The 22,362-nt window shown below is 63.6% G+C and carries 16 protein-coding genes; 9 read left to right on the top strand and 7 right to left on the bottom strand.

Going from position 1 to position 22,362, the window contains the following annotated elements; all coding sequences use genetic code 11:
* Positions 1-180: 180 nt before the first annotated feature.
* On the top strand, positions 181-657 hold the full coding sequence (locus ACQ4W0_RS00405) for a hypothetical protein (RefSeq protein WP_436574981.1): 477 nt from the start codon (positions 181-183) through the stop codon (positions 655-657).
* On the opposite strand, the gene ACQ4W0_RS00400 is transcribed toward ACQ4W0_RS00405, so the two are convergent.
* Positions 635-883 (bottom strand): hypothetical protein, encoded by a 249-nt coding sequence (locus ACQ4W0_RS00400; RefSeq protein ID WP_436574980.1) that lies wholly within the window; start codon positions 881-883, stop codon positions 635-637. The two genes, ACQ4W0_RS00405 and ACQ4W0_RS00400, sit on opposite strands and share 23 nt — an antisense overlap.
* Here ACQ4W0_RS00400 and ACQ4W0_RS00395 point away from each other — a divergent pair.
* Both ACQ4W0_RS00395 and ACQ4W0_RS00390 read left to right on the top strand, forming a co-directional pair.
* Positions 882-3,152 (top strand): DUF8189 domain-containing protein, encoded by a 2,271-nt coding sequence (locus ACQ4W0_RS00395; protein WP_436574979.1) that lies wholly within the window; start codon positions 882-884, stop codon positions 3,150-3,152. The genes ACQ4W0_RS00400 and ACQ4W0_RS00395 overlap by 2 nt on opposite strands.
* A gap of 26 nt (positions 3,153-3,178) precedes the next feature.
* Positions 3,179-3,517, top strand: a complete 339-nt coding sequence (locus tag ACQ4W0_RS00390) for a hypothetical protein (protein WP_436574978.1) — start codon at positions 3,179-3,181, stop codon at positions 3,515-3,517.
* Here the strand turns inward: ACQ4W0_RS00390 and ACQ4W0_RS00385 are convergent.
* The 6 genes from ACQ4W0_RS00385 to ACQ4W0_RS00360 form a co-directional block, all read right to left on the bottom strand.
* On the bottom strand, positions 3,514-3,702 hold the full coding sequence (locus tag ACQ4W0_RS00385) for a helix-turn-helix domain-containing protein (protein ID WP_289946083.1): 189 nt from the start codon (positions 3,700-3,702) through the stop codon (positions 3,514-3,516). The two genes, ACQ4W0_RS00390 and ACQ4W0_RS00385, sit on opposite strands and share 4 nt — an antisense overlap.
* Before the next feature lie 199 nt (positions 3,703-3,901).
* Positions 3,902-6,256: a DNA topoisomerase IV subunit A gene (gene parC / locus ACQ4W0_RS00380; protein ID WP_436574977.1), complete on the bottom strand. Its 2,355-nt coding sequence runs from the start codon at positions 6,254-6,256 to the stop codon at positions 3,902-3,904.
* 48 nt (positions 6,257-6,304) lie between these two features.
* Positions 6,305-8,215, bottom strand: a complete 1,911-nt coding sequence (locus ACQ4W0_RS00375; protein WP_436574976.1) for a hypothetical protein — start codon at positions 8,213-8,215, stop codon at positions 6,305-6,307.
* A 75-nt stretch (positions 8,216-8,290) separates the two neighbouring features.
* Positions 8,291-10,009, bottom strand: a complete 1,719-nt coding sequence (locus ACQ4W0_RS00370; RefSeq protein WP_436574975.1) for a J domain-containing protein — start codon at positions 10,007-10,009, stop codon at positions 8,291-8,293.
* Entirely contained in the window at positions 10,006-11,715 is a 1,710-nt protein-coding gene (locus tag ACQ4W0_RS00365) for a molecular chaperone HscC (protein ID WP_436574974.1), read from the bottom strand. The genes ACQ4W0_RS00370 and ACQ4W0_RS00365 overlap by 4 nt, the downstream gene beginning before the upstream one ends.
* The gene (locus tag ACQ4W0_RS00360; protein WP_436574973.1) at positions 11,715-13,712 is read right to left on the bottom strand and encodes a DNA topoisomerase IV subunit B; all 1,998 of its coding nucleotides are present in this window, start codon (positions 13,710-13,712) and stop codon (positions 11,715-11,717) included. The genes ACQ4W0_RS00365 and ACQ4W0_RS00360 overlap by 1 nt, the downstream gene beginning before the upstream one ends.
* Positions 13,713-14,175: 463 nt before the next feature.
* Here ACQ4W0_RS00360 and kdpF point away from each other — a divergent pair, with 463 nt between their 5' ends.
* The 6 genes from kdpF to kdpE all read left to right on the top strand — a co-directional run bounded on the left by kdpF (position 14,176) and on the right by kdpE (position 22,257).
* On the top strand, positions 14,176-14,265 hold the full coding sequence (kdpF, locus tag ACQ4W0_RS00355; protein ID WP_034746483.1) for a K(+)-transporting ATPase subunit F: 90 nt from the start codon (positions 14,176-14,178) through the stop codon (positions 14,263-14,265).
* Positions 14,265-16,070, top strand: a complete 1,806-nt coding sequence (gene kdpA / locus ACQ4W0_RS00350; protein ID WP_436574972.1) for a potassium-transporting ATPase subunit KdpA — start codon at positions 14,265-14,267, stop codon at positions 16,068-16,070. Before kdpF ends, kdpA begins: the two co-directional genes overlap by 1 nt.
* A 9-nt stretch (positions 16,071-16,079) precedes the next feature.
* Positions 16,080-18,158 carry a potassium-transporting ATPase subunit KdpB gene (kdpB, locus tag ACQ4W0_RS00345; protein ID WP_436574971.1) on the top strand — a complete coding sequence of 693 codons (2,079 nt, stop codon included), beginning with the start codon at positions 16,080-16,082 and terminating at the stop codon, positions 18,156-18,158.
* A gap of 10 nt (positions 18,159-18,168) precedes the next feature.
* On the top strand, positions 18,169-18,744 hold the full coding sequence (kdpC, locus tag ACQ4W0_RS00340) for a potassium-transporting ATPase subunit KdpC (protein ID WP_436574970.1): 576 nt from the start codon (positions 18,169-18,171) through the stop codon (positions 18,742-18,744).
* A gap of 76 nt (positions 18,745-18,820) precedes the next feature.
* Positions 18,821-21,562, top strand: a complete 2,742-nt coding sequence (locus tag ACQ4W0_RS00335) for a DUF4118 domain-containing protein (RefSeq protein ID WP_436574969.1) — start codon at positions 18,821-18,823, stop codon at positions 21,560-21,562.
* Positions 21,559-22,257 carry a two-component system response regulator KdpE gene (kdpE, locus tag ACQ4W0_RS00330; protein WP_071075474.1) on the top strand — a complete coding sequence of 233 codons (699 nt, stop codon included), beginning with the start codon at positions 21,559-21,561 and terminating at the stop codon, positions 22,255-22,257. The genes ACQ4W0_RS00335 and kdpE overlap by 4 nt, the downstream gene beginning before the upstream one ends.
* Positions 22,258-22,362 lie beyond the last annotated feature (105 nt).

Here is a 22,362-nt window from a genome sequence, read left to right as displayed (position 1 = left end):
TTGCCGAATTGCACATATTTTCCATTGAGTGCGATAGCGCACAGTCTGGTTTTAGTTTTGTCTTTACTATGAAGTCATGCCATTGCGCTACATCAAGAAACAGCGCGATGCTTGGCAAATTTTGAACATTTTGCCCGCCTTTAGTAAGAATAAAATTAATCCATATTGAAAGGTCACATCATGAACAAATTACTCGCCGCCCTGATCGCTACCCTGTTTGCTACCGCCGCCTTCGCTCAAACCGCACCGGCCACGGAAGCTGTCGTGAAAGCCCAGGCTTCCGCACAAAAAGACGTTAACAAGGCTGCCGCTTCGGAAGCCAAAGTCGATGCCAAGGCTGACGCGAATGTCGCCAAGACCGAAATGAAGGCCGACGAAAAGAAAGCCGACGCCCATCACAAGGCCAATAAAACCAAGGCCAAGGCCCACGACAAAGTCGTCAACGCCGATGCGGAAGACAAGCTGAAAGCGGAAGCCAAGGCAGACAAAACCGATGCCAAGGCCGATGCGAAAGCCACCAAGACGGCCGTGAAAGCGAACGCCAAGGTCGCCAAGGAAAAAGTGGAAGCGAACGCCGATAAAGCCCTTGCCGCCACCAAGACGGCAGAAGCCAAGGCCAAGGCCGACGCTGAAGTCAAGGCAGCCGCCGCCAAGTAATTCCCTGTTTGCGGGCCACGGCCTGCAAATCCAAAAGACAGCTTCGGCTGTCTTTTTTTCGTCTGCCACTTTTCTTTTGCACCGCTTGCCAATCTTGATCTGGCGCAAATGCTCCTCTTTTCGCCGTGCCATAGTGAACTGGCAAACAGACGAAGGGAGACATCATGAGCACCGCTAAAACGAAAAAATCACCGGCTGCCGGTTCGGCTGAAGGCATGTCTGCCATGTCTTCCATGCAGTCGATGCCGGTCGAGGGCGACGTACGGGCCGACGCTGGCGCGGCAGGCAGCGACGATGCCATGTCCGGGACGCGCCCGGGCATGTCGTACGCTTACCAGGCCGCCACCCATGCTGGCGCCACTCCTGCCGCCGGGAGCATGCCTGGCGGCGGCATGCAGCAGGCATCGCAGGGCATCGCCAGCGGCAGTTGCATGCACGTGGGCGATGGCGGCGGCATGGGTGGCGACCGCGATGGCGATGGCGGCGGGGGCGGCATGGGTGGCGACGCTGGTGGACAGGGTGGCGGCACGCCGCAAACGCGCACCTGCGCCACGATGGACGTGCATCGCCGCCTGCTGACCGAAGATCCTTCCTATGCGAGTGCGCGCGCCGATATTGAAAACCTGGCCGGGCTCTACGAGGACGACAGCGGCATTGCCGGACGTTCCGGCGTGACGCAGATACCGGTGGTGGTGCACGTGGTGTGGAATACAGCCGCGCAGAATATTTCGGATGCGCAGGTCGCCAGCCAGATCGATGTGTTGAACCGTGATTTCCGGCGCGTCAATCCGGACGTGAGCAGCACGCCGGCAGCGTTCCTGCCGCTGACGGCCGATGCGCGCGTGGAGTTTGCGCTGGCCACGATCGATCCGCATGGCGCGGCTACCAGCGGCATCGAGCGGCGCCAGACGACGGTGGCTTCGTTTGGCGCCGACGATGCCGTCAAGTCGCAGGCGACGGGCGGCATGGATGCCTGGCCGGCCGACAGTTACCTGAATATCTGGGCCTGTCAGCTGGGCGGCGGCTTGCTGGGCTACGCGCAGTTTCCCGGCGGCCCGGCCGTCACCGACGGTGTGGTGATCCTGCAATCGGCGTTCGGCACGACCGGCACGGCCGCGCCACCGTTCCACCTGGGACGCACGGCCACGCATGAAATCGGCCACTGGCTGAACCTGAACCATATCTGGGGCGATGACGGCACGGGGTGCTCGGGCACGGACAATGTGGCCGACACGCCGAATCAGGGCGGGGCGAACACGGGCCAGCCATCGTTCCCGCATGTTTCCTGCGGCAACGGACCGAATGGCGACATGTTCATGAACTATATGGATTACGTCGACGATCCCGCCATGTTCATGTTCACGGCGGGCCAGGTGGCGCGCATGCAGGCCTGTCTCGATGGTCCGCGCGCCAGCATCGGCACGGGGACGGGCGGCACGGGCGCCCCGCCGCGCCAGAGTTCCTCGCCCGTCGTGGCCTGGGGCGCGAATCGCCTCGACGTCTTCGTGCTGGGCACGGACCGCGCGCTGTATCACAAGGCCTGGAATGGCACGGCTTGGGCGCCGTCCGTCACCGGCTACGAAGGGCAGGGTGGCATCTGTGCCAGTGCGCCGCAGGTGGTCTCGTGGGCGCCGGACCGGCTCGATGTATTCGTCACGGGTACCGACAGCGGCTTGTTCCACAAATGGTGGAATGGCACGGCCTGGGGGCCGTCGCTGACCGGCTATGAAGCGATGGGCGGGCTGTGCGTGGGCGACCCGCGCGCCGTGGCCTGGGGGCCGAACCGTCTCGACGTGTTTGTCGTCGGCACGGACCGCGGCCTGTATCACAAGTGGTGGAACGGGTCCGCCTGGGGGCCGTCGCTGACGGGCTACGAAGCCATGGGCGGCATCTGCCTGGGGCAGCCGGAAGCCGTGGCGTGGGGGCCGAACCGCCTCGACGTCTTCGTCATCGGTTCCGACCATGCGCTATACCATAAGTGGTGGAACGGCACGGCCTGGGGACCGTCGCTGACTGGCTATGAGCGCCTGGGTGGCATCTGCACTTCGTCGCCGAAGGCGGTGGCGTGGGGCCCGAACCGGCTCGATGTGTTTGTCACGGGCACCGATGGCGCGCTGTACCATAAATGGTGGGATGGCGCGAAATGGGGGCCTTCCAACGATGGATTCGAACGTCTGGGCGGCATCTGCGTGGGCGAGGTGGAAGCCGTGTCGTTGGCAGCCAACCGGCTTGACCTGTTTGTCATTGGCACCGATAGCGCCCTGTACCACAAGGCGTGGAACGGATCTGCCTGGTCGCCATCCTTGACGGGCTTTGAAAACCTGGGCGGCGTGTGCACCTCGCGGCCGCGCGCCACGGCCTGGGCGCCGAACCGCCTCGATGTGTTTGTCACGGGCACGAATGGCGCCCTGTTCCACAAGGCGTGGAACGGTACTGCCTGGTCGCCCTCCGTGAGCGGCTATGAAAACCTGGGCGGCGTGGTATCGTATTTCTGACGTCAATGTGATCAAGGGGAGGCGGCATGACGATGGCATTGCCCAGCGGTAGCTGGACGCATTCCTTCGAAGAGGATGCAGACGGTATCGAGGTGTACCGGCCCACGGCCACGTTCGCCTTTCCCCCCAGCCGCAAGGGGCGCAAGGTGCTGGAGTTTGGCGCCGGTACCGGGAGCATGGCAGGAGAGGAAGCGAGCATGACCAGCCTGTCGCCCGGCCCCGATGACCGTCCCCGTGCCGGCCCGCTTACCCGGCTGCTTCCCTTGGGCATGGGGCGCTATGCACTGGCTGGCGCGCCGGGGCCGCAAGAGGTGATCGACATCGTCGAGGCGACGCCCGACGTGCTGCGCCTGTCGCGGCGTTAAGGCTTGCCGCGCAGTTTGCAGGCGAGCGCCGTGCGGTTGCCCACGCCAAGTTTCTGGTAAATCGCATGCAGCTGGTTGCGCACGGTGGCTGGCGACTTGCCCAGTTCCCTGGCGATGCTTTTATACGGCAAGCCTTCGGCTGCCATGGCCGCTACCAGCCGCTCGGCCGGGGTCAGGCGCTGCATGGCAGCTTGCCTGTCTCGTTGTTGCTCATACCTGCTCTCCTGTCTGTGGCGGCATGCCGATGGCATGCCTGCAGGGATAACGGGAACGCGGGAAGTATATGTAAAATTATCTGTAAAAATTTTTTCCTGTTGCCGGTACGCGGCGATGGACGAAAAAAAAAGACAGGCGAACCTGTCTTTTCGTATGGCCGGATGGAGATCAGCCGATGGCTGCCATCGAGACTGGTTTCAGCTTGGCCGCCAGCAGCTTGCCCTTCTTCGCGCGCTTGCCGAAATGCTCGGCCAGGGCCGTGGCGCCGAGCGATGCATCCTGCGGTTTCGAGGCCCGGCCGATGCCCGAGACCACCACGCCGCGCTGGGTGATCGGCTGCACGGCCAGCAGCTTGTCCTTGGCGTCCAGGTCGATCAGCTTGACGCCAGTGCCGCCCTTGGACAGGGTTTTCATTTCATCGAGGCCGAACACCAGCAGGCGCGCGCCTTCCGTCAGACAGGCCAGGGCGCTGGCCGTCTCGGGGATGACTTTCGGGGCCAGAGGCACGTCACCGTCGTCCAGGGTGATGAAGGCCTTGCCGCCTTTCAGACGGCTGCTCATGTCGCCCGCCTTGGCGATGAAGCCGTAGCCGGCGCTCGACGCCAGCAGCAAGTTGGTGGCGCCATTGCCCGCAAAGTAGTGGAGGATGCGTACGGCGTTGCCGGGCGTGCCGCCGCTCAGGTCGCACAAGGTCGTGATCGGCACGCCGTCGCCACGCGCGTTGGGCAGGGCGGATACCGGCACGGAATAGATCTTGCCGTTGTTGCCAAAGCCCAGCAGGGTATCGACCGTGCGGCACTCGAAGGCGCCATGCAGCGTATCGCCCGCCTTGAAGGTGAACTGCGCCGCATCATGGCCGATACCGGTGCGTGCGCGCACCCAGCCTTTTTCCGAAATGATGACGGTGACCGGTTCATCGACCACTTTTTGTTCGGCCACGGCTTTTTGCGCTTCCTCGATCAGGGTACGGCGCGCATCGCCGAACTGCTTGGCGTCCGCTTCGATTTCGCGGATGATGGCGCGCTTCATCGAACCCGGGTTGTCGAGCAGGTCTTGCAGCGACTTTTCTTCCTTGCGCAGCTCGGCCAGTTCCTGCTGGATCTTGATCGTTTCCAAACGCGCCAGCTGGCGCAAGCGGATTTCCAGGATGTCGTCGGCCTGGCGTTCGGACAGTTTGAACGCCTCGATCAGGGCGCTTTTCGGCTCATCCGAATTGCGGATGATCTGGATCACCTTGTCGATATTGAGCAGGATCGCTTCGCGTCCTTCCAGGATATGGATGCGGTCCTTGACCTTGCCCAGTTTGTAGCCGGTGCGGCGCGTGACGGTTTCGAAGCGGAAGTCGATCCACTCGCGCAGGATGTCGCCCAGCCCTTTCTGGCGCGGGCGTCCATCGCCGCCTATCATCACCAGGTTGATCGAGGTCGACGATTCCAGCGAGGTGTGCGCCAGCAGCATCAGCATGAATTCCGTCTGATCCTGGTTCTTCGACTTCGGCTCGAACACCAGGCGCACGGGCGCGGCGCGGCCCGATTCATCGCGGATGGTGTCGAGCGAATTGAGGATCAGCGCTTTCAGGGCCACCTGGTCCGGCGACAGCGCCTTCTTGCCCAGCTTGATCTTCGGATTGGTCAGTTCTTCGATTTCTTCCAGCACCTTTTGCGACGAGGTACCGGGCGGAAGTTCGGTCACGACGGCTTGCCACTGGCCGCGCGCAAGCTCTTCGATCTTCCAGCGCGCGCGCACTTTCATGCTGCCACGGCCGCTCGCATACATGTCCTGGATCTGCGAGGGCGGCGTGATGATCTGGCCGCCGCCGGGGAAGTCGGGGCCTGGAATGATGGCCATCAGCTCGGCGTGCGTCATCTTCGGATCGCGGATCATGGCCACTGCTGCTTTTGCCACTTCCGCCAGGTTGTGCGACGGGATTTCCGTGGCCAGGCCGACGGCGATGCCGGAGGCGCCATTCAGCAGCACCATCGGCAGGCGCGCTGGCAGCAGCTTCGGTTCTTCCGTCGAGCCGTCGTAGTTGGGCTGGAAGTCCACCGTGCCCATGCCGATTTCATCCATCAGCAGCTTGGCGATCGGCGTCAAACGTGCTTCCGTGTAGCGCATCGCCGCGGCGCCATCGCCATCGCGCGAACCGAAGTTGCCCTGGCCATCGATCAGCGGATAGCGCAGCGAGAAATCCTGCGCCATGCGCACCAGCGCGTCATACACGGACTGGTCGCCGTGCGGATGCAGCTTGCCCAGCACGTCGCCGACCACGGCCGCCGATTTGCGCGGCTTGGCAGTGGAATTCAATCCCAGCTCATTCATCGCATACAGGATGCGGCGCTGCACGGGTTTCTGGCCATCGCAGACGTCGGGCAGGGCGCGGCCCTTGACCACGGAGATGGCGTAATCGAGATAGGCGCGCTCGGCGAAGGTAGAGAGGGTCAGCGCTTCGCCGTCGAATACCGGTTCATCCGGCTCGATCGGCTCAGGTTGGGCATCGTCAAATAAATTGGTTTGTGTGGACATGGCGCTTGTTTCGGTGTTGAGTGGTTGCGGTTGAATTCGTGGAGCTGATTATGACAGCCTGGATTTGGAAAAGGACTTGCCGTACGTCAGATACATGTAGCGCAAGGTGAGATACAGCACGGCCACGGCCAGTTCGACGCTGTTATGCATCATAGGCATGGCGCGGATGGAAGGAGCCTGACCGGCCAGCAAAAAAATGCCGATGGATGGGACCAGCACCAGTGGCCAGATCGTCTTCCAGCGGAAATCGGTGGGGGAAAACAGCAAACCGGCGCACGACCAGGCAAACAGCATGGCGCCGACGAGGGGGGCCGGCAACTGCTGCACATACAGTAGCGACAGCAAGCCCGCACAACCGATCAGCCATGCCGCGCGCAGGCGGGGCAAGAGCGCCTCTGGCCAGCCGCAATCGCCATACAGGCCGGTGGCGCTGCGCAGGGCCAGAGCCGCCAGGCAAAACATTAATGGCATGGCCTCGCCGATGGCCAGCGCCGACTGGCCTTTGCCGCTCATGAACATGGCAGCGAACAGCGACAGTCCCAGGGACAGGAGCAGCAGCATGCCATGCAGCAGCTGGCGGTTCATCGCATACGCGAGCAGGGCCGATGTGCACAAACCGGCCGAGGTAACGAGACGCATGGTGTCGCTGCGTTCGGGCAGGAAGAGCAGCAGTGTCAGCAGCAGGTAGGGCACGATCCAGCCCAGTTGCCGCAAGCCGGGCCGCTCCCACAGCACGGGCAGGCGTTCCTGCAGCGCTTCCTGCAGCGTGTCGAGCCGCGCGAACAGCGGCGCGGGCCAGCGCAAGGCATGCATGGCCAGCAGGGCAAAGGCGAGCGCCTGGAAGCCCAGCAGGCTGGCATAGGCAGCCGTGTCGCCGAGCGTGAAGCCCGCCGCATCGAGCACGCCCGAGAGCATGAAGTGCAGCACGAAGCCCAGGCCGCACGAAGCGAGTGCCGTCTGCTTGAAGTAGCGCTTGGCATGGACGGCGTGTTCCCATTGCTCGAACAGGTCGGCATCGAGCTTGTAGGCCAGCATCTCACTGTGCTGCCAGCGTATCGCGTGCAGCAGCTCGCGCAGCTGGAGCGTGAATTTTTGGTCGAACAGCTGGCGCGCGTAGGCCGATGGCGGCTGTTGCGACATGATGCAGTCCAGGCCGGGATAGCTGTCGCGGTTGTCGCTGAAATGGGCGAACGAGCGGTCCGCCCGGTAGCGCTGCACGGCGCCGCGCACCAGATCCGCATGGCTGCGCGCCAGATAGGAAAAGTCATGGTCCCAGCCCAGCTGCTCGAACAGGGCCTGGCGCAGCGCCAGGTCATAACCGGCGCTGGCGCAATAGCGCAGCGCGCACAGCTCGAATTCCTCGCGCACGTCGAGGTTCAACAATTCTTCGCGTTCGAGGAAGCCGGCCAGCAGGGCGGCCGCGTTGCGGCGCCGCGACTGCTCCAGGAATGCCTGCCACAGGCTGGCGCCTTCCTGTACGGGATCGATGGCGACCACGCCCCATAATTCCGATGGCTGCGTGCGTTCCTGCGTTGGTTCGTCGGGGACGCCCCACAGCTCCGCTGGCGCTTCCTGCGCCGCGTGTGTTTCCTGCGCCGCGTCGGCGATGACGCCCCACAGTTCGGCTGCCGGCTCTTGCACAGGTACTGGCTCTGGCACCGGTGCCGCCAGGCCGGCGTCTGACTTCAAGCGGGAAACGAGCACCGGAGGCGGATCCGCCGGACCCGGCTCCGCCAGTTCAGTCGCTGGCGTGGCGTGCATCTCCGCCAGCTCCGCGGCAAAGCGCGGTGCATGGCGCAGCGCATACTCATAGGCGTCGCGCAGTTCCTGGAAGGCGGCCTGGTCGTCTTCCGGCCGTGTCACTTTCAGGCGTTTCGCGTAGGCGCGCTTGATGGCGCGCTCGTCGCCCGTCGGCGCCGTGCCGAGGATGTCCCACAGGCTGCGTTCAGCACCATGCATGCTGCCGTCCATCAGACGTCGCTCCCGTTTCGGGACAGGTCGGGTGAAGTGGCTTGCTTGGGCATGGGGGGGCGTTCAGGCATGGACGTTTTCTTGCTGGTTTTCATAGAACAGATTGGCCAGGATTAGCATGGCGATGAGTGGCAGCAGGGCTTCCGGCAGTATCAGGCGGGCATCGGGCAAATTGGCAAAAAAGGAGGTACTCGATACCAGCAAGATCTTGACCAGCAGCAGGGCTGGCCATACTAGGTGGCGGGAAATATTGGGCATCGTGAATGCGTACAGCGGCACACCGGCCAGGCACCACAGCCAGGCCAGCACCGGGGCCAGCCCGGCCGGCAGCACGCCCGCCGCCGTGACAAAAAACAGCAATGTGCCACCCAGCAGCCAGGTGATGCGCAAGCGGTGGTGCCACGCCTTTGGCAAGCCCAGGGCCTGATACAGTTGCGCGCCGCTGCGCGCCAGCAGTATCAGCAGGCACAGGCTGAAAGCAAAACAGGCGCCGGCAGGAAAGGCGTCGAAGGCGGTTTCCCGCATCATCCAGGCCAGCAGCGAGGCAATCGGCAGCAAGAGCAGATAGGCGCGCAGCTTGAAGTGCGCCGAGGAAGCAAATACGGCCACTAGCGCGCAGACGGCAAGCAGGAGCGTGGCGCCGGAGACCAGCATCGGCGATGGATGGTTGATAAACAGCAGCAGCGACAGCCCGGCATAGGCATACACCCAGCCGAATTGCCACAGGTGCCGATGCCGGTACTGCAGATGGACGCCGAAGTGCTGCTGCCTGAATTGCGCCATCCGCTCAATCAGCGCGGCAGGGCGGTAAAAGGCGTATGCGGCGTAGGCCGAGAAGGATAGCAGCTGTGACAGCACGAAGAAAATCGCATAAAAGGAGTCGATACCGAAGAAACCCCAGTGCTCATGCATGAACAGCGCGAGCCCGTAGATGGCGAGGCCGGTCACTGCGGAACGTATGGCGGTACCCCCGAAGTATTTTTTGGCGCGCGCCTTGCGCTCCCACCAGGCGATCGACGCGGGATCGATCTTGTAGGCCAGCAGGTCGCCATGATGCGCGCGTATGCCCTCGATGAGTGCCAGCAGGGTCCGCGTCAATCGCACATCGTGCAGACAGAATGCGGATGCCGGCGGTGCGGCCATCAGCAGATCGAGGCATGCGTCGTACTCTCCGCTGCTGCGCAAATAGGCCAGCGAAGCCGTCGCATTGTGACGCCCGACCAGGCCGCGTGCCGCTTCCGCATCCATTTTGCGCAATTGCGGCAGCCGCTGGTCCCACTGGTAGTGCTCGATAAAGCGGCCACGGGTGGCGTCATGACACGCGGCCGTGGCGCAGTAGTGCAGGGCCAGGAGTTCAAATTCCTCGCGTACGGCGAGGTGGGTCATCGCTTCGCGCTTTTCCAGCGTCGACAGCTTGATGCCGTTGCCGGAGGCCAGCCATTCCCGCCACAGAGTCTGTGCTTCTTTCCGGGGATCGGCTGTCATGGCAGGCGATGCCGCTGGCGGTGTTTTGCCAAAGTCGATCTTGCCAGCTGCCAGCTGGGCTGGCGCGGGCGCTGTGGCCGGGGGGGTGGATGCTTCAGGCGCCTGCTGTTCCTGGCTGTGCGCGGCGATGCGCAGCGCATACTCATAGGCATCGCGTAGGCGCTGGAAGGCGGCCGCACCGTCTTCAGGACGGTTCAGTTTTAACTGGCGCGCATAGGCGCGCTTGATGTCCCGTTCATCGCGCGTCTCGGCGATGCCCAGGACTTGCCAGATATCCAGCGTCTCGCTATCCGTCACAGGAAACTGTCACTTTCTATTTCATTGAGCACCTCCGCAAACGCCGTACGCGCTTGCCGGATGGTGTTCGGGTCCTGCGTTTCCAGCGCGGCCTGGAAGTTGGCCGTGTGCGCTGCCAGGTACTGGCGCACGTCACCCAGCGACTGTTCGTACAGCCGGTCGGCGCGCGTGACGAGGGTGCGGTTTTCCATCTGCTCGCGCGGGTGGATCTTCAGGTCGGCCAATTCTGCAAAGCGCTGCTCGATCTGCTCCGGCGTCATCACGCCCGCGTTGTCGCTGATGATCATCTTGTGGCGTTCCTGCGTGGCCAGCACCGTCACTTCCGCTTCCAGCACGCCGCTGACGTCGTAGGTGAAGCGCACGTCGATGCCGATCTCGCCCGCTTTTTTCGCGGGAATCGGGAAGCTGATCTTGCCGAGGAAGACGTTGTCAGCCACCAGGCGCGACTCGCCCTGGAAGATTGCCATGTTGATTTCCTTCTGGTTGTCGTGGATGGTGGTGATGTTTTCCGTGCGCGAGACGGGCACCACGGAGTTGCGCTCGATGATGGGCAGGTAATGCCCGCCTTCATACTGGTTCGCGCCGACCTGGCGCGAAATCGAAATGCCCAGCGAATACGGTGCCACGTCCGTCATGACCACTTCGTCCAGGGCAGCATCGCGCATCTTGAGGCCCGCCTGCACGGCGGCGCCCAGCGCCACGGCTTCGTCCGGGTCCAGGTGGATGGCGGGAAAGCGGCCGAACATGCGCGAGACAAGTTTACGCACCAGTGGCATGCGCGTGGCGCCGCCTGCCAGCACCACTTCATTGAGTTCCGCAGCGCGGATGGTGGCGTCGCGCAGCGCCCGTTCCACGGGCAGGCGCAAGCGTGCCAGCAGCGGTTCGCACAACTGCGCCAGTCTGTCTTCGCTGATCTCCCAGCTGTATTCCTTGTCCTGGTAGCGCGTGGCCATGCGCACGGATGGCTGCTCCGACAGCAAGCGCTTGACCCGCTCGGCTTCATCGCGCAGCAGTTGCTGCTGGCGCGGGTCGAACAGGCGGCTGCCGGCCGCATCGCGCAGGCCGCTGCCTTCCAAAAAGGCGTCGACCAGCACGGTGACGAAGTCTTCGCCCCCCAGGAAATTATCGCCGGCCGAGGCGCGCACTTCCATGACGCCGTCGAACAGCTCCAGGATCGACACGTCGAAGGTGCCGCCGCCCAGGTCGAAGACCAGGAATTTGCTTTCCTGTTCCTTGTCGCGGATACCGTAGGCCAGCGCAGCGGCCGTCGGCTCGTTCAGCAGCCGCTCCACGCGCAAGCCGGCCAGCTGGCCCGCGATGCGCGTGGCCTTGCGCTGCGCATCGCTGAAATACGCGGGTACGGTGATGATGGCTTCCTCGACCTTATGGCCCAGGAAGGCTTCGGCATCTTCCTTCAGCGCGCGCAGCACCATCGACGACAACTCTTCCGGACGGAATTGCTGCGTGCCGAGGGTGATCTTCTTTTCACTGCCCATGTAGCGCTTGAAGACGGCGGCCGTCAGCTGCGGGTGCGTCTGCAGGCGCTCGCGCGCGGCGCGGCCCACCAGCACGCTGCCGTCGTCGTCGATGCTCACGCACGATGGCGTCAGGTGCTCGCCCAGCGCATTCGGGATGATGCAAGCCTTGCCGTCGCGCCAGATGGCGACCAGGCTGTTGGTGGTGCCCAGGTCGATACCGATGATCATCAGATATCCGCCTCCGCCTCATTGCCGTGTTCCTCGATCCAGGCGCGGCGTCCTGCCGCTTCGCCTTTGCCCATCAACATGTTGAAGCGGGCGGCGCATGTCATGTGGTCGATTTCGCCCAGGGTCACGGGCAGCAAACGGCGCGTGTCCGGGTTCATCGTCGTTTCCCACAGCTGTTCTGCGTTCATCTCGCCCAGACCCTTGAAGCGGGAGATCGACCAGGCACCCTGTTTCACGCCTTCCTTGCGCAGCTTGTCTTCGATGGCGACCAGTTCACCGTCGTCGAGCGCGTAGATTTTCTGCATCGGCTTCTTGCCGCGCGCCGGCGCGTCCACGCGGTACAGCGGCGGACGGGCGATGCAGATGTGCCCCTTGTTGATCAGGGCCGGGAAATGCTTGAAGAACAGTGTCAGCAGCAGTACCTGGATGTGCGAGCCGTCCACGTCCGCATCCGACAGGATGCAGATCTTGCCGTAGCGCAGGCCGGACAGGTCGGGCGAGTCGCCCACGCTGTGCGGATCGACGCCGATGGCCACCGCGATGTCGTGGATCTCGTTATTGGCGAACAGGCGGTCGCGGTCCGTCTCCCACGAGTTCAGGACCTTGCCGCGCAGGGGCAGGATGGCCTGGAATTCCTTGTCGCGGCCCATCTTGGCCGAGCCGCCCGCCGAGTCGCCTTCGACGAGGAACAGTTCATTGCGCGTGATGTCCGACGATTCGCAGTCCGTCAGCTTGCCGGGAAGGACGGCGACGCCCGAGGATTTTTTCTTTTCCACTTTTTGCAGCGAACGCTGGCGCGACTGCGCCTGCTTGATCACGAGATCGGCCAGCTTCTTGCCGTAGTCGACGTGCTGGTTCAGCCATAGTTCCAGCGGCGGCTTGGTGAAGGTCGAGACCAGGCGCACGGCGTCGCGCGAATTCAGGCGCTCCTTGATCTGGCCCTGGAATTGCGGGTCCAGCACCTTGGCCGACAGCACGAACGAGGCGCGCGCAAAGACATCTTCCGGCAGCAGTTTCACGCCTTTTGGCAGCAGCGAATGCATCTCGACGAAGTTTTTCACGGCGCCGAACAGGCCGTCGCGCAAGCCCGATTCGTGCGTGCCGCCATTCGAGGTGGGAATCAGGTTGACATACGATTCGCGCACGATGGCACCTTCTTCCGTCCATGCCACCACCCAGGCCGCACCTTCGCCTTCGGCAAATCCTTCTGAGTCCGGGCCCGCGTATTGCGCGCCTTCGAACAGGGGAATCAGGGTTTCGCCATTCGATACCTGCGCCAGCGATTCGGTCAGGTAGCCGCGCAAGCCTTCAGCGTACTGCCAGGTCTGTGTATTGCCTGTCTTGGCGTTGGTCAGGGTGACGGTCACGCCGGGCAGCAGCACGGCTTTCGAGCGCAGCAGGCGCTGCAGCTCGGTTTGCGAGATATTCGGCGAATCAAAATACTTCGCATCGGGCCATGCGGTGACGCGCGTGCCCGACTTCTTGCCGTCGCGCGGAGCAGGGCGGGAACTCAGGGGCTCGATCACGTCGCCATTCGCAAACACCATGTGGTGCAAGCCGTTGCCGTCGTTCTCCTTGCGCCAGACGGTGATTTCCAGGCGCGTCGACAGCGCATTGGTGACGGACACGCCGACACCGTGCAAGCCGCCCGAGAACGCGTAGGCGCCGCCCGAACCCTTGTCGAACTTGCCGCCCGCATGCAGCCGTGTAAACACGATTTCCACCGTCGGCACGCCTTCTTCCGGATGCAGGCCGACGGGAATGCCGCGACCGTTGTCTTCGACGGTGATGCTGCCATCCGTATTTTGCGTGACGGCGATATGCGTGCAATGACCGCCCAGCGCCTCGTCGGAGGCATTGTCGATCACTTCCTGAATGATGTGCAGCGGATTTTCAGTGCGGGTGTACATCCCCGGGCGCTGCTTGACGGGTTCCAGTCCTTTCAGGACACGGATGGATGATTCGCTGTAGTCGGATGCTGGTTTTTTAGTGGCCATACGTGTTCAAGCTAAGTAAAGACAGTGGTTGGAACGCCAGGCCATGGCACTGCAGGGCGCAGTGACAACGGCGGCGATAACTGTATGAATATACAGTATATCCCGTCCAGCGTCACTGGGAGAGGGCAGTGCGGCAGGCATGGCGTCCTTGTGCGGACGCTCGCGCATTCTATCTTGTCCAGCGAGCAATAGCGCTACTCCAGGGCAACAACAGTGCGCTGCGCGCGTGGTTTTGCGCCAATTGTGGACGATTTTATGCGGTAAAGCCCCTGTTTTTACATCTTGTTTACAGCTGCTTCCCCAGTCTTTACGAATTTTTTAGACCCTTTTGGCTAATCTGCTCACTATCAAAACAAACCTGAATGAGGGTGGGAATGGATATCGTGTATCTCGGCTTGATTGCCGTTTTTTTCGTCGTGGTGGTCGGCTTTGCCGTCGCCTGCGACAAATTAGGGAGCGTCAAATGAACGCGTTTTATGTGCTGGGCGCCGTGGTCTCGGCTGGCCTGCTCGTGTACCTGCTGGTGGCGCTGTTGAAGGCGGAGGAACTGTGATGACGACGCAATCGATATTACTGCTGGTGGCCTTCCTGGCCGTACTGCTGGTCGCCGGCTATCCGCTGGGCCTGTACATGGCCAAGGTGGCTGGCGATGGCCCCGTGCGCGGCCTGGGCTGGCTGCAAAAGCTGGAAAACCTGCTGTACCGCTGGTCCGGCCTTCCTGCCGACAAGGCCATGGGCTGGAAAAGCTACGCCATCGCCCTGATCGTCTTCAATACCGTGGGCGCCGTCTTTGTGTACGGCCTGCAGCGCCTGCAGGGCTTCTTGCCCCTCAATCCACAGGGACTGGGCGCCGTCAGCCCCGATTCCTCGTTCAATACCACCGTCAGCTTCGTCGCCAATACCAACTGGCAGGGCTACGGCGGCGAGCAGACCATGAGCTACCTGACCCAGATGCTGGGCATGGCATGCCAGAATTTCTTTTCGGCGGCCACCGGCATCGCCGTGATCTTCGCGCTGGTGCGCGGCTTCGCCTCGCGCTCGGGTAAATCGATCGGCAACTTCTGGGTCGACCTGGTGCGCTCGACCCTGTACATCCTGCTGCCGCTGTCCTTGGCCCTGTCCGTCGTCTTCATGGGCGAAGGCATGATCCAGAATTTTTCCGCCTACAAGGAAGTGACGCTGCTCGACCACGTGGCGTATGAAACGCCGAAAATGACGGCCGACGGCCGGCCTGTGCTGGACGCCGCCGGTAAACCCGTAATGGAAGCGCAAGTGGCGACCACGCAGACGATCGCCATGGGCCCCGTCGCGTCGCAGGAATCGATCAAGCTGCTGGGAACGAATGGCGGCGGCTTCTTCAATGCCAATTCCGCGCATCCGTACGAAAATCCCACGGTGCTGTCGAACTTCCTGCAGATGCTGGCCATTTTCATCATTCCCGCCGGCTTGTGCTTCACGTTCGGCAGCATGGTGGGCGACATGCGCCAGGGCTGGGCCGTGCTGGCCGCGATGACCCTGATCTTTGTCGTCATGACGGCCGGCGTGATGAGCGCCGAGCAGCAAGCCAATCCTGCCTTGCAAGCCCTGGGCGTGGATCAGCAGGCCAGCAGCCTGCAATCGGGCGGCAATATGGAAGGCAAGGAAACGCGCTTCGGCATCAGCTCATCGACTCTGTTCGCGGCGGTGACGACGGCGGCATCGTGCGGCGCCGTCAATTCCATGCACGATTCCTATATGCCCCTGGGCGGCATGGTGCCGCTGCTGCTGATGCAATTCGGCGAAGTGATTTTCGGCGGCGTGGGCACGGGCCTGTACGGCATGCTGATGTTTGCCATCCTGGCTGTCTTCATCGCCGGCCTGATGATAGGGCGCACGCCTGAATACCTGGGCAAGAAAATCCAGGCCTATGAAATGAAGATGGTGTCGCTGGCCATCCTGGTCACGCCAGCCCTGGTATTGACGGGCACGGCGATCGCCGTGATGGTCGAACCGGGCAAGATCGGCGTGGCCAATCCCGGCGCGCATGGCTTCTCGGAGATCTTGTACGCCTTCACGTCGGCGGCCAACAACAACGGCAGCGCGTTTGCCGGGCTGTCCGCCAACACGCCGTTCTACAACGTGATGCTGGCGATCGCCATGTGGTTCGGCCGTTTCGGCGTGATCGTGCCCGTGCTGGCAGTGGCCGGTTCGCTGGCGGCCAAGCAGCGCCTGTCGGCCAATGCCGGCACCATGCCCACGCACGGCCCCATGTTCATCGGCTTGCTGATCGGCGTGGTGGTGCTGGTCGGCGTGCTCAATTACGTTCCCGCGCTGGCCCTGGGCCCGATCGTCGAACACCTGCAACTTTTTACAAAATAAGAGGCTACCATGTCACGCACAAGCCTGACCTTGTTCGATTCCGCATTGATTGGCCCTGCCATCGTCGATGCGTTCAAAAAACTCGACCCCCGCACGCAGTGGCGCAGCCCCGTGATGTTCGTCGTCTATGTCGGCAGCATCATCACGACCTTGCTGGCCATCCAGGCGCTCAATGGCCAGGGCGAGGCGCCGTTTGGCTTCATCCTGTCCGTCGCCGTGTGGCTGTGGTTTACCGTGCTGTTTGCGAACTTCGCCGAAGCGCTGGCCGAAGGGCGCAGCAAGGCCCAGGCGGCCTCCCTGCGCGCCCTGAAGCAGACGGTGATGGCAAAGAAAATGCAAACGCCGAAGTACGGCACCTCCTGGCTGCCCACGCCGGCGACCGACCTGCGCAAGGGCATGACGGTGCTGGTCGAGGCGGGTGACGTCATTCCTGCCGATGGCGAAGTGACGGCCGGCGTGGCCTCCGTCGACGAGAGCGCCATCACGGGCGAATCGGCGCCCGTCATCCGCGAATCGGGCGGCGACTTCTCCGCCGTGACGGGCGGCACCCGCGTGCTGTCGGACTGGTTGCTGGTGCGCGTTTCCGTCAACCCCGGTGAAGCCTTCATCGACCGCATGATCGCCATGGTCGAAGGCGCCAAGCGCCAGAAGACGCCGAATGAGATCGCCCTGACGATCCTGCTGGTGGCCCTGTCCATCGTCTTCCTGATCGTCACCGTGACCTTGCTGCCGTATTCGCTGTTTTCCGTGGCGGCGGCCGGCAGTGGCACGCCGGTGACGATCACCGTGCTGATCGCGCTGCTGGTGTGTCTGATTCCGACGACCATCGGCGGCCTGCTGTCGGCCATCGGCGTGGCCGGCATGAGCCGCATGATGCAAGCCAATGTGATCGCCACCTCGGGCCGTGCCGTGGAAGCGGCGGGCGACGTGGACGTGCTGCTGCTCGATAAAACGGGCACCATCACCCTGGGCAACCGCCAGGCGTCAAGTTTCGTGCCGGCTCCCGGCGTGACGGAGCAGCAGCTGGCCGACGCGGCGCAACTGGCCTCGCTGGCCGATGAAACGCCGGAAGGGCGCAGCATCGTTGTGCTGGCCAAGCAGAAGTTCAATATCCGCGAACGCGAGATGGTCAGCCTGCACGCCACCTTCGTGCCCTTCACGGCGCAAACGCGCATGAGCGGCGTGGATATTCCGGGCGAACAGCAAGTGCGCCAGCTGCGCAAGGGTGCGGCCGATTCCATGAAAAAGTATGTGGAAGCGCTGGGCCAGCCGTATCCGGTCGAGGTGTCGCGCGCCGTCGACGATATTGCGCGCCGTGGCAGTACGCCGCTGGTGGTGGTCGACGACGGCCGCGTCATGGGTGTCGTGGAACTGAAGGATATCGTCAAGGGCGGCATCAAGGAGCGTTTTGCGGAATTGCGCCGCATGGGCATCAAGACCGTCATGATCACGGGTGACAACAAGCTGACGGCTGCGGCCATCGCCGCCGAGGCGGGCGTGGACGATTTTCTTGCCGAAGCGACGCCGGAAGACAAGCTCAAGCTGATTCGCAGCTACCAGTCCGAAGGCCGCCTGGTGGCCATGACGGGCGACGGCACCAATGATGCCCCCGCGCTGGCGCAGGCCGACGTGGCCGTGGCCATGAACTCGGGCACGCAGGCGGCAAAAGAGGCGGGCAATATGGTCGACCTGGACTCGAACCCGACCAAGCTGCTGGAAATCGTTGAAATCGGCAAGCAGATGCTGATGACGCGCGGTTCGCTGACGACGTTCTCGATTTCGAACGACATCGCCAAGTACTTCGCCATCATCCCGGCCGCCTTCGTGGGCACCTATCCGCAACTGAAGGCGCTCGACATCATGCACCTGGCCAGCCCGGCATCGGCCATCATGTCGGCCGTGATCTTCAATGCCTTGATCATCGTCGTGCTGATCCCGCTGGCCCTGAAGGGCGTGCAATACCGGGCCATCGGCGCGGCCAGCCTGTTGCGCCGCAATCTGCTGATCTACGGCCTGGGCGGCATCATCCTGCCCTTCATCGGGATCAAGCTGATCGACATGCTGCTGTCCGCACTCAATTTAGTCTAAAGGAACCATCATGAGCACTATCGTACGTCCCGCCCTGGTCCTGTTTGCCGCGCTGACCGTGATCTGCGGTGTCGTCTATCCGTTTGCCACGGCCGGCATCGGGCAGCTGGCCTTCAACGATGAAGTCAACGGCAGCATCGTCGAGCGTGGTGGCAAGCCTGTCGGGTCCACCCTGATCGGCCAGTCCTTTACCTCGCCCAAGTATTTCTGGGGCCGGCCATCGGCCACCGCGCCGATGGCGAATAACGGCGCCGGTTCGGGCGGCTCGAACCAGGGACCGACCAATCCGGCCCTGGTGGACGCCGTCAAGGCGCGCATCGCCGCCCTGAAGGAAGCTGACCCCGGCAATACGCGCGCCATTCCCGTTGACCTGGTGACGGCGTCGAGCAGTGGCCTGGACCCGGAAATCAGCCTGGCGGCAGCCTTGTATCAGGCGCCGCGCGTCGCCCGCGTGCGCGCAGTGCCGCTGGCGCAGGTGGAAAACGCCATCGCCAAGGTGCAGAAGACCGCGTATATCGGCTTTTTCGGCGAACCACGGGTGAATGTGCTGGAACTGAATCTGGCGCTCGATGCGGCCGCGAAGTAAGATGATATCGGGGTCAGACCCGTCGGGTCTGACCCCAGCCCTTGTTCTTGGGCTAATCGACAATTAAAAGATGCCCATGCTCCCCAACGACAGCCAACGCCCCGACCCTGATGCCCTGCTGGCGCAAGTACAGGCGCAGGAAAAGAAAGCCGCGCGCGGCCGGCTGCGCATTTACTTCGGCGCTTCGGCCGGCGTCGGCAAGACCTATGCGATGCTGGCGGCCGCCCGCAAACTGCTGGCCGATGGCCAGGACTTGCTGGTGGGCGTGGTGGAGACGCATGGGCGCCAGGATACGGCCGCCCAACTTGAGGGTTTGCCGCTGCTCCCCCTGAAGGCCATCGAATACCGGGGCAAGACCCTGTTCGAGTTCGACCTGGACGAAGCGCTGCGGCGCGCGCCGCCGCTGATACTGATGGATGAACTGGCCCATTCGAACGTGGCCGGTTCGCGCCATCCGAAGCGCTGGCAGGATGTCGAGGAATTGCTGGCGGCCGGCATCGACGTGCTGTCGACCGTGAATGTGCAGCACCTGGAAAGCCTGAACGACGTGGTGGGCGGGATCACCGGCGTGCGCGTGGCCGAAACCCTGCCCGACACGGTATTCGACCGCGCCGATGAAGTGGTGCTGGTCGATATTCCGGCCGATGAACTGTTGCGCCGCCTGAAGCAAGGCAAGGTATACCAACCGCAGCAGGCCGAGCGGGCATCCCAGCATTTTTTCCGCAAGGGTAACCTGATCGCCCTGCGCGAACTGGCCTTGCGCCGCACGGCGGACCGGGTGCAGGACGACGTGCAGGCTTACCGCGTCGAGAAATCCATCAATCCCGTGTGGAAGACGGGCGCAGCGCTGCTCGCCTGCGTGGGACCGTACGCAGGTGGCGAGCACGTGATCCGCAGCACGGCGCGCCTGGCCAGCCAGCTGAACGCCGAATGGCACGCGCTGTATGTGGAAACGCCGCGCCTGCAGCGCCTGCCGGCGCGCGAGCGCGAACGCATCCTGAAAACGCTGAAACTGGCGCAGGACCTGGGCGCACGCACGGCCATTGTGCCGTCCGCCGACATCGCCGGCGCCGTGGTCGAGTATGCGCGCAGCGCGAATATCTCGAAAGTCATCGTGGGCCGTGGCCGCGCTGGCGCATTGGCGCGCCTGTGGCATGCGCCGCCCGCCGTGCGCATGGCCAGTCTGGCGCCCGATATCGACCTGATCGAGGTCGGCTTGCCAGCTGCCGATGCGACACCCCGGCGCGCGACTGGCGAAGACGCTGAGGCACCGCGCCGGCCATCGCGCCATTGGCGTTACCTGTTGGCCGCTGGCGCCAGCCTGGGCACGGCCCTCGCCTCGGTCCCCTTGCAACCCTATCTGGACCTGGCCAATATCGCCATGCTGTCGCTGCTGACGGTGGTCCTGGTGGCCGTGCGCCTGGGACGCGGGCCGGCGGCGCTGGCCAGTCTGGTAGGCGTGGCCTGCTTCGATTTCATCTTCGTGCCGCCGCGCTTCTCGTTTGCCGTGGGCGATTTCCAGTATGTGATTACCTTTGGCGTGATGCTGGCCGTGGGCCTGATCACGGGCCACCTGACGGCCGGCCTGCGCTTCCAGGCGCGCGTTGCCTCGCACCGTGAAGCGCGTGCCCGTGCCCTGTACGAGTTTTCGCGTGAATTGTCCGGCGTGCTGCAGACGGAGCAGATTTTCGACATCACGAAAAGCGCCATCGAGCGGGCTTTCCGCGCGCGCGCCACCTTGCTGTTGCCTGATGACGAGGGCAGCCTGCAGACCCCGAACGGCGGTGAGCCGCTGGACGTGGGCATCGCGCAGTGGGCCTTCGACCATGCGCAGGCGGCGGGGACGGGAACAGATACCTTGCCGGCTTCGCCCATTTTCTACCTGCCGCTGATCGCGCCGATGCGCACGCGGGGCGTGCTGGCGCTGTTGCCACTCGATGGCACGGACCGCGGGCGCTGGCTGCTGGTGCCGGAACAGCGCCAGCACCTCGATACCTTTGCCGCCCTGGCGGCCATCGCCCTCGAGCGCGTGCACTACATCGACGTGGCCCAGGGTGCGTTGCTGCAGATGGAGTCCGAACGGCTGCGCAATTCGCTGCTGGCGGCCCTGTCGCATGACTTGCGCACGCCATTGACGTCGCTGGTGGGCCTGGCCGAATCGCTGGCCCTGTCCAGGCCTGCGTTGTCGCCCTCGCAGCTGGACATGGCGCGCTCGCTGCAGTCCGAAACCGTGCGCATGAGCGCCTTGGTGGCGAACTTGCTGGACATGGCGCGCATCGAAAGCGGGCAGGTGCGCCTGAACCTGCAATGGCAGGCGCTGGAAGAAGTGGTGGGCAGCGCGCTGCGCGCCAGCGGCCCGCAATTGCAGCAGCATGCCGTGCAGACGCAGCTGGCGCCGGATTTGCCGCTGGTGCGCTACGACGCCGTGCTGATCGAGCGCGTGCTGTGCAACCTGCTGGAAAACGCAGCCAAGTACACGCCGCCCGGCAGCACCATCACGGTCGCGGCCGGGGTACACGGCCAGTTCCTGCAGGTGAGGGTGTTTGACGATGGCCCGGGCCTGCCGCCCGGCCGCGAAGAAGCCATCTTTGAAAAATTCACGCGCGGCGAGCGCGAATCGAACAAGCCGGGCGTCGGGCTGGGACTGGCCATTTGCCGCGCCATCGTCGAAGCCCACGGCGGCACCATCCACGCGCAGCCGCACACGCCGGGACAGGGCGCTGCCATCGTGTTCAGCCTGCCGCTGGGCACGCCCCCTGCGCCGCCAGAGATCGAACTCGATGACGCCAACGACTATGAAACAGGAAAACCATCATGAACGAACCTTCCGCCACCGCCTTGCTGGTCGAGGATGAACCGCAAATCCGCCGCTTCGTGCGCGCCGCGCTGGAAGACGAGGGCTGGCAGATTTTCGAGTCCGCCACCATGCAGCGGGGCCTGATCGATGCCGGCACGCGCCGGCCCGACCTGATCGTGCTGGACCTGGGCCTGCCTGACGGAGATGGCATCGACTTCATCGCCGACATCCGCAAATGGTCGGCCGTGCCCATCATCGTGCTGTCGGCGCGGGTCGACGAAGAGGACAAGATACGCGCGCTGGACGCGGGCGCCGACGATTACCTGACCAAGCCGTTCGGCGTGGGTGAGCTGCTGGCCCGCGTACGGGCCACCCTGCGCCGCCAGCGCCAGCCCGCCGCCAGCGATGATGGCGTGGTGCAGTTTGGCGACGTGCGGGTCGACCTGAAGGACCGCCTGGTGACGCGCAACAAGCAATTGGTGCACATGACGCCGACGGAATTTCGCTTGCTCTCGGTGCTCGTGAAGAACGCGGGCAGGGTGGTCACCAATCCGCAGCTGCTGCGCGAGGTTTGGGGGCCGTCGAACAGCGAAAATGGCCACTACCTGCGCATCTACATGGGCCATCTGCGCCAGAAGCTGGAAGCCGATCCGGCCCAGCCGCAGTACCTGCTGACGGAAACGGCCGTCGGCTACCGCTTGCTGCTGCCCCTCTAAACGGCTGTTATCCCCTGTTGGAAAACGGGCGCTGCGCGCGCCGGGGGGACGCTTTACCCAAATTTTTGCAGCGGCGGGCCAGCTGCGCCATGTTGGCAAAGGCCC

The sequence above is a fragment of the Janthinobacterium breve genome, from assembly GCF_051380895.1.
Classification (GTDB): domain Bacteria; phylum Pseudomonadota; class Gammaproteobacteria; order Burkholderiales; family Burkholderiaceae_D; genus Janthinobacterium.
This window is presented reverse-complemented; position numbering and strand designations above follow the sequence as displayed.

What these genes read in the sequence shown, in the direction of transcription:
- ACQ4W0_RS00375 (WP_436574976.1), bottom strand. Translation starts at nt 8,215, where the DNA reads ATGCATGGTGCTGAACGCAGCCTGTGGGACATCCTCGGCACGGCGCCG.
- ACQ4W0_RS00390 (WP_436574978.1), top strand. Translation starts at nt 3,179, where the DNA reads ATGACGATGGCATTGCCCAGCGGTAGCTGGACGCATTCCTTCGAAGAG.
- kdpE (WP_071075474.1), top strand. Translation starts at nt 21,559, where the DNA reads ATGAACGAACCTTCCGCCACCGCCTTGCTGGTCGAGGATGAACCGCAA.
- kdpA (WP_436574972.1), top strand. Translation starts at nt 14,265, where the DNA reads ATGACGACGCAATCGATATTACTGCTGGTGGCCTTCCTGGCCGTACTG.
- kdpF (WP_034746483.1), top strand. Translation starts at nt 14,176, where the DNA reads ATGAACGCGTTTTATGTGCTGGGCGCCGTGGTCTCGGCTGGCCTGCTC.
- ACQ4W0_RS00360 (WP_436574973.1), bottom strand. Translation starts at nt 13,712, where the DNA reads ATGGCCACTAAAAAACCAGCATCCGACTACAGCGAATCATCCATCCGT.
- kdpC (WP_436574970.1), top strand. Translation starts at nt 18,169, where the DNA reads ATGAGCACTATCGTACGTCCCGCCCTGGTCCTGTTTGCCGCGCTGACC.
- ACQ4W0_RS00405 (WP_436574981.1), top strand. Translation starts at nt 181, where the DNA reads ATGAACAAATTACTCGCCGCCCTGATCGCTACCCTGTTTGCTACCGCC.
- ACQ4W0_RS00385 (WP_289946083.1), bottom strand. Translation starts at nt 3,702, where the DNA reads ATGCAGCGCCTGACCCCGGCCGAGCGGCTGGTAGCGGCCATGGCAGCC.
- ACQ4W0_RS00365 (WP_436574974.1), bottom strand. Translation starts at nt 11,715, where the DNA reads ATGATCATCGGTATCGACCTGGGCACCACCAACAGCCTGGTCGCCATC.
- ACQ4W0_RS00335 (WP_436574969.1), top strand. Translation starts at nt 18,821, where the DNA reads ATGCTCCCCAACGACAGCCAACGCCCCGACCCTGATGCCCTGCTGGCG.
- ACQ4W0_RS00400 (WP_436574980.1), bottom strand. Translation starts at nt 883, where the DNA reads ATGGCAGACATGCCTTCAGCCGAACCGGCAGCCGGTGATTTTTTCGTT.
- ACQ4W0_RS00395 (WP_436574979.1), top strand. Translation starts at nt 882, where the DNA reads ATGTCTTCCATGCAGTCGATGCCGGTCGAGGGCGACGTACGGGCCGAC.
- parC (WP_436574977.1), bottom strand. Translation starts at nt 6,256, where the DNA reads ATGTCCACACAAACCAATTTATTTGACGATGCCCAACCTGAGCCGATC.
- kdpB (WP_436574971.1), top strand. Translation starts at nt 16,080, where the DNA reads ATGTCACGCACAAGCCTGACCTTGTTCGATTCCGCATTGATTGGCCCT.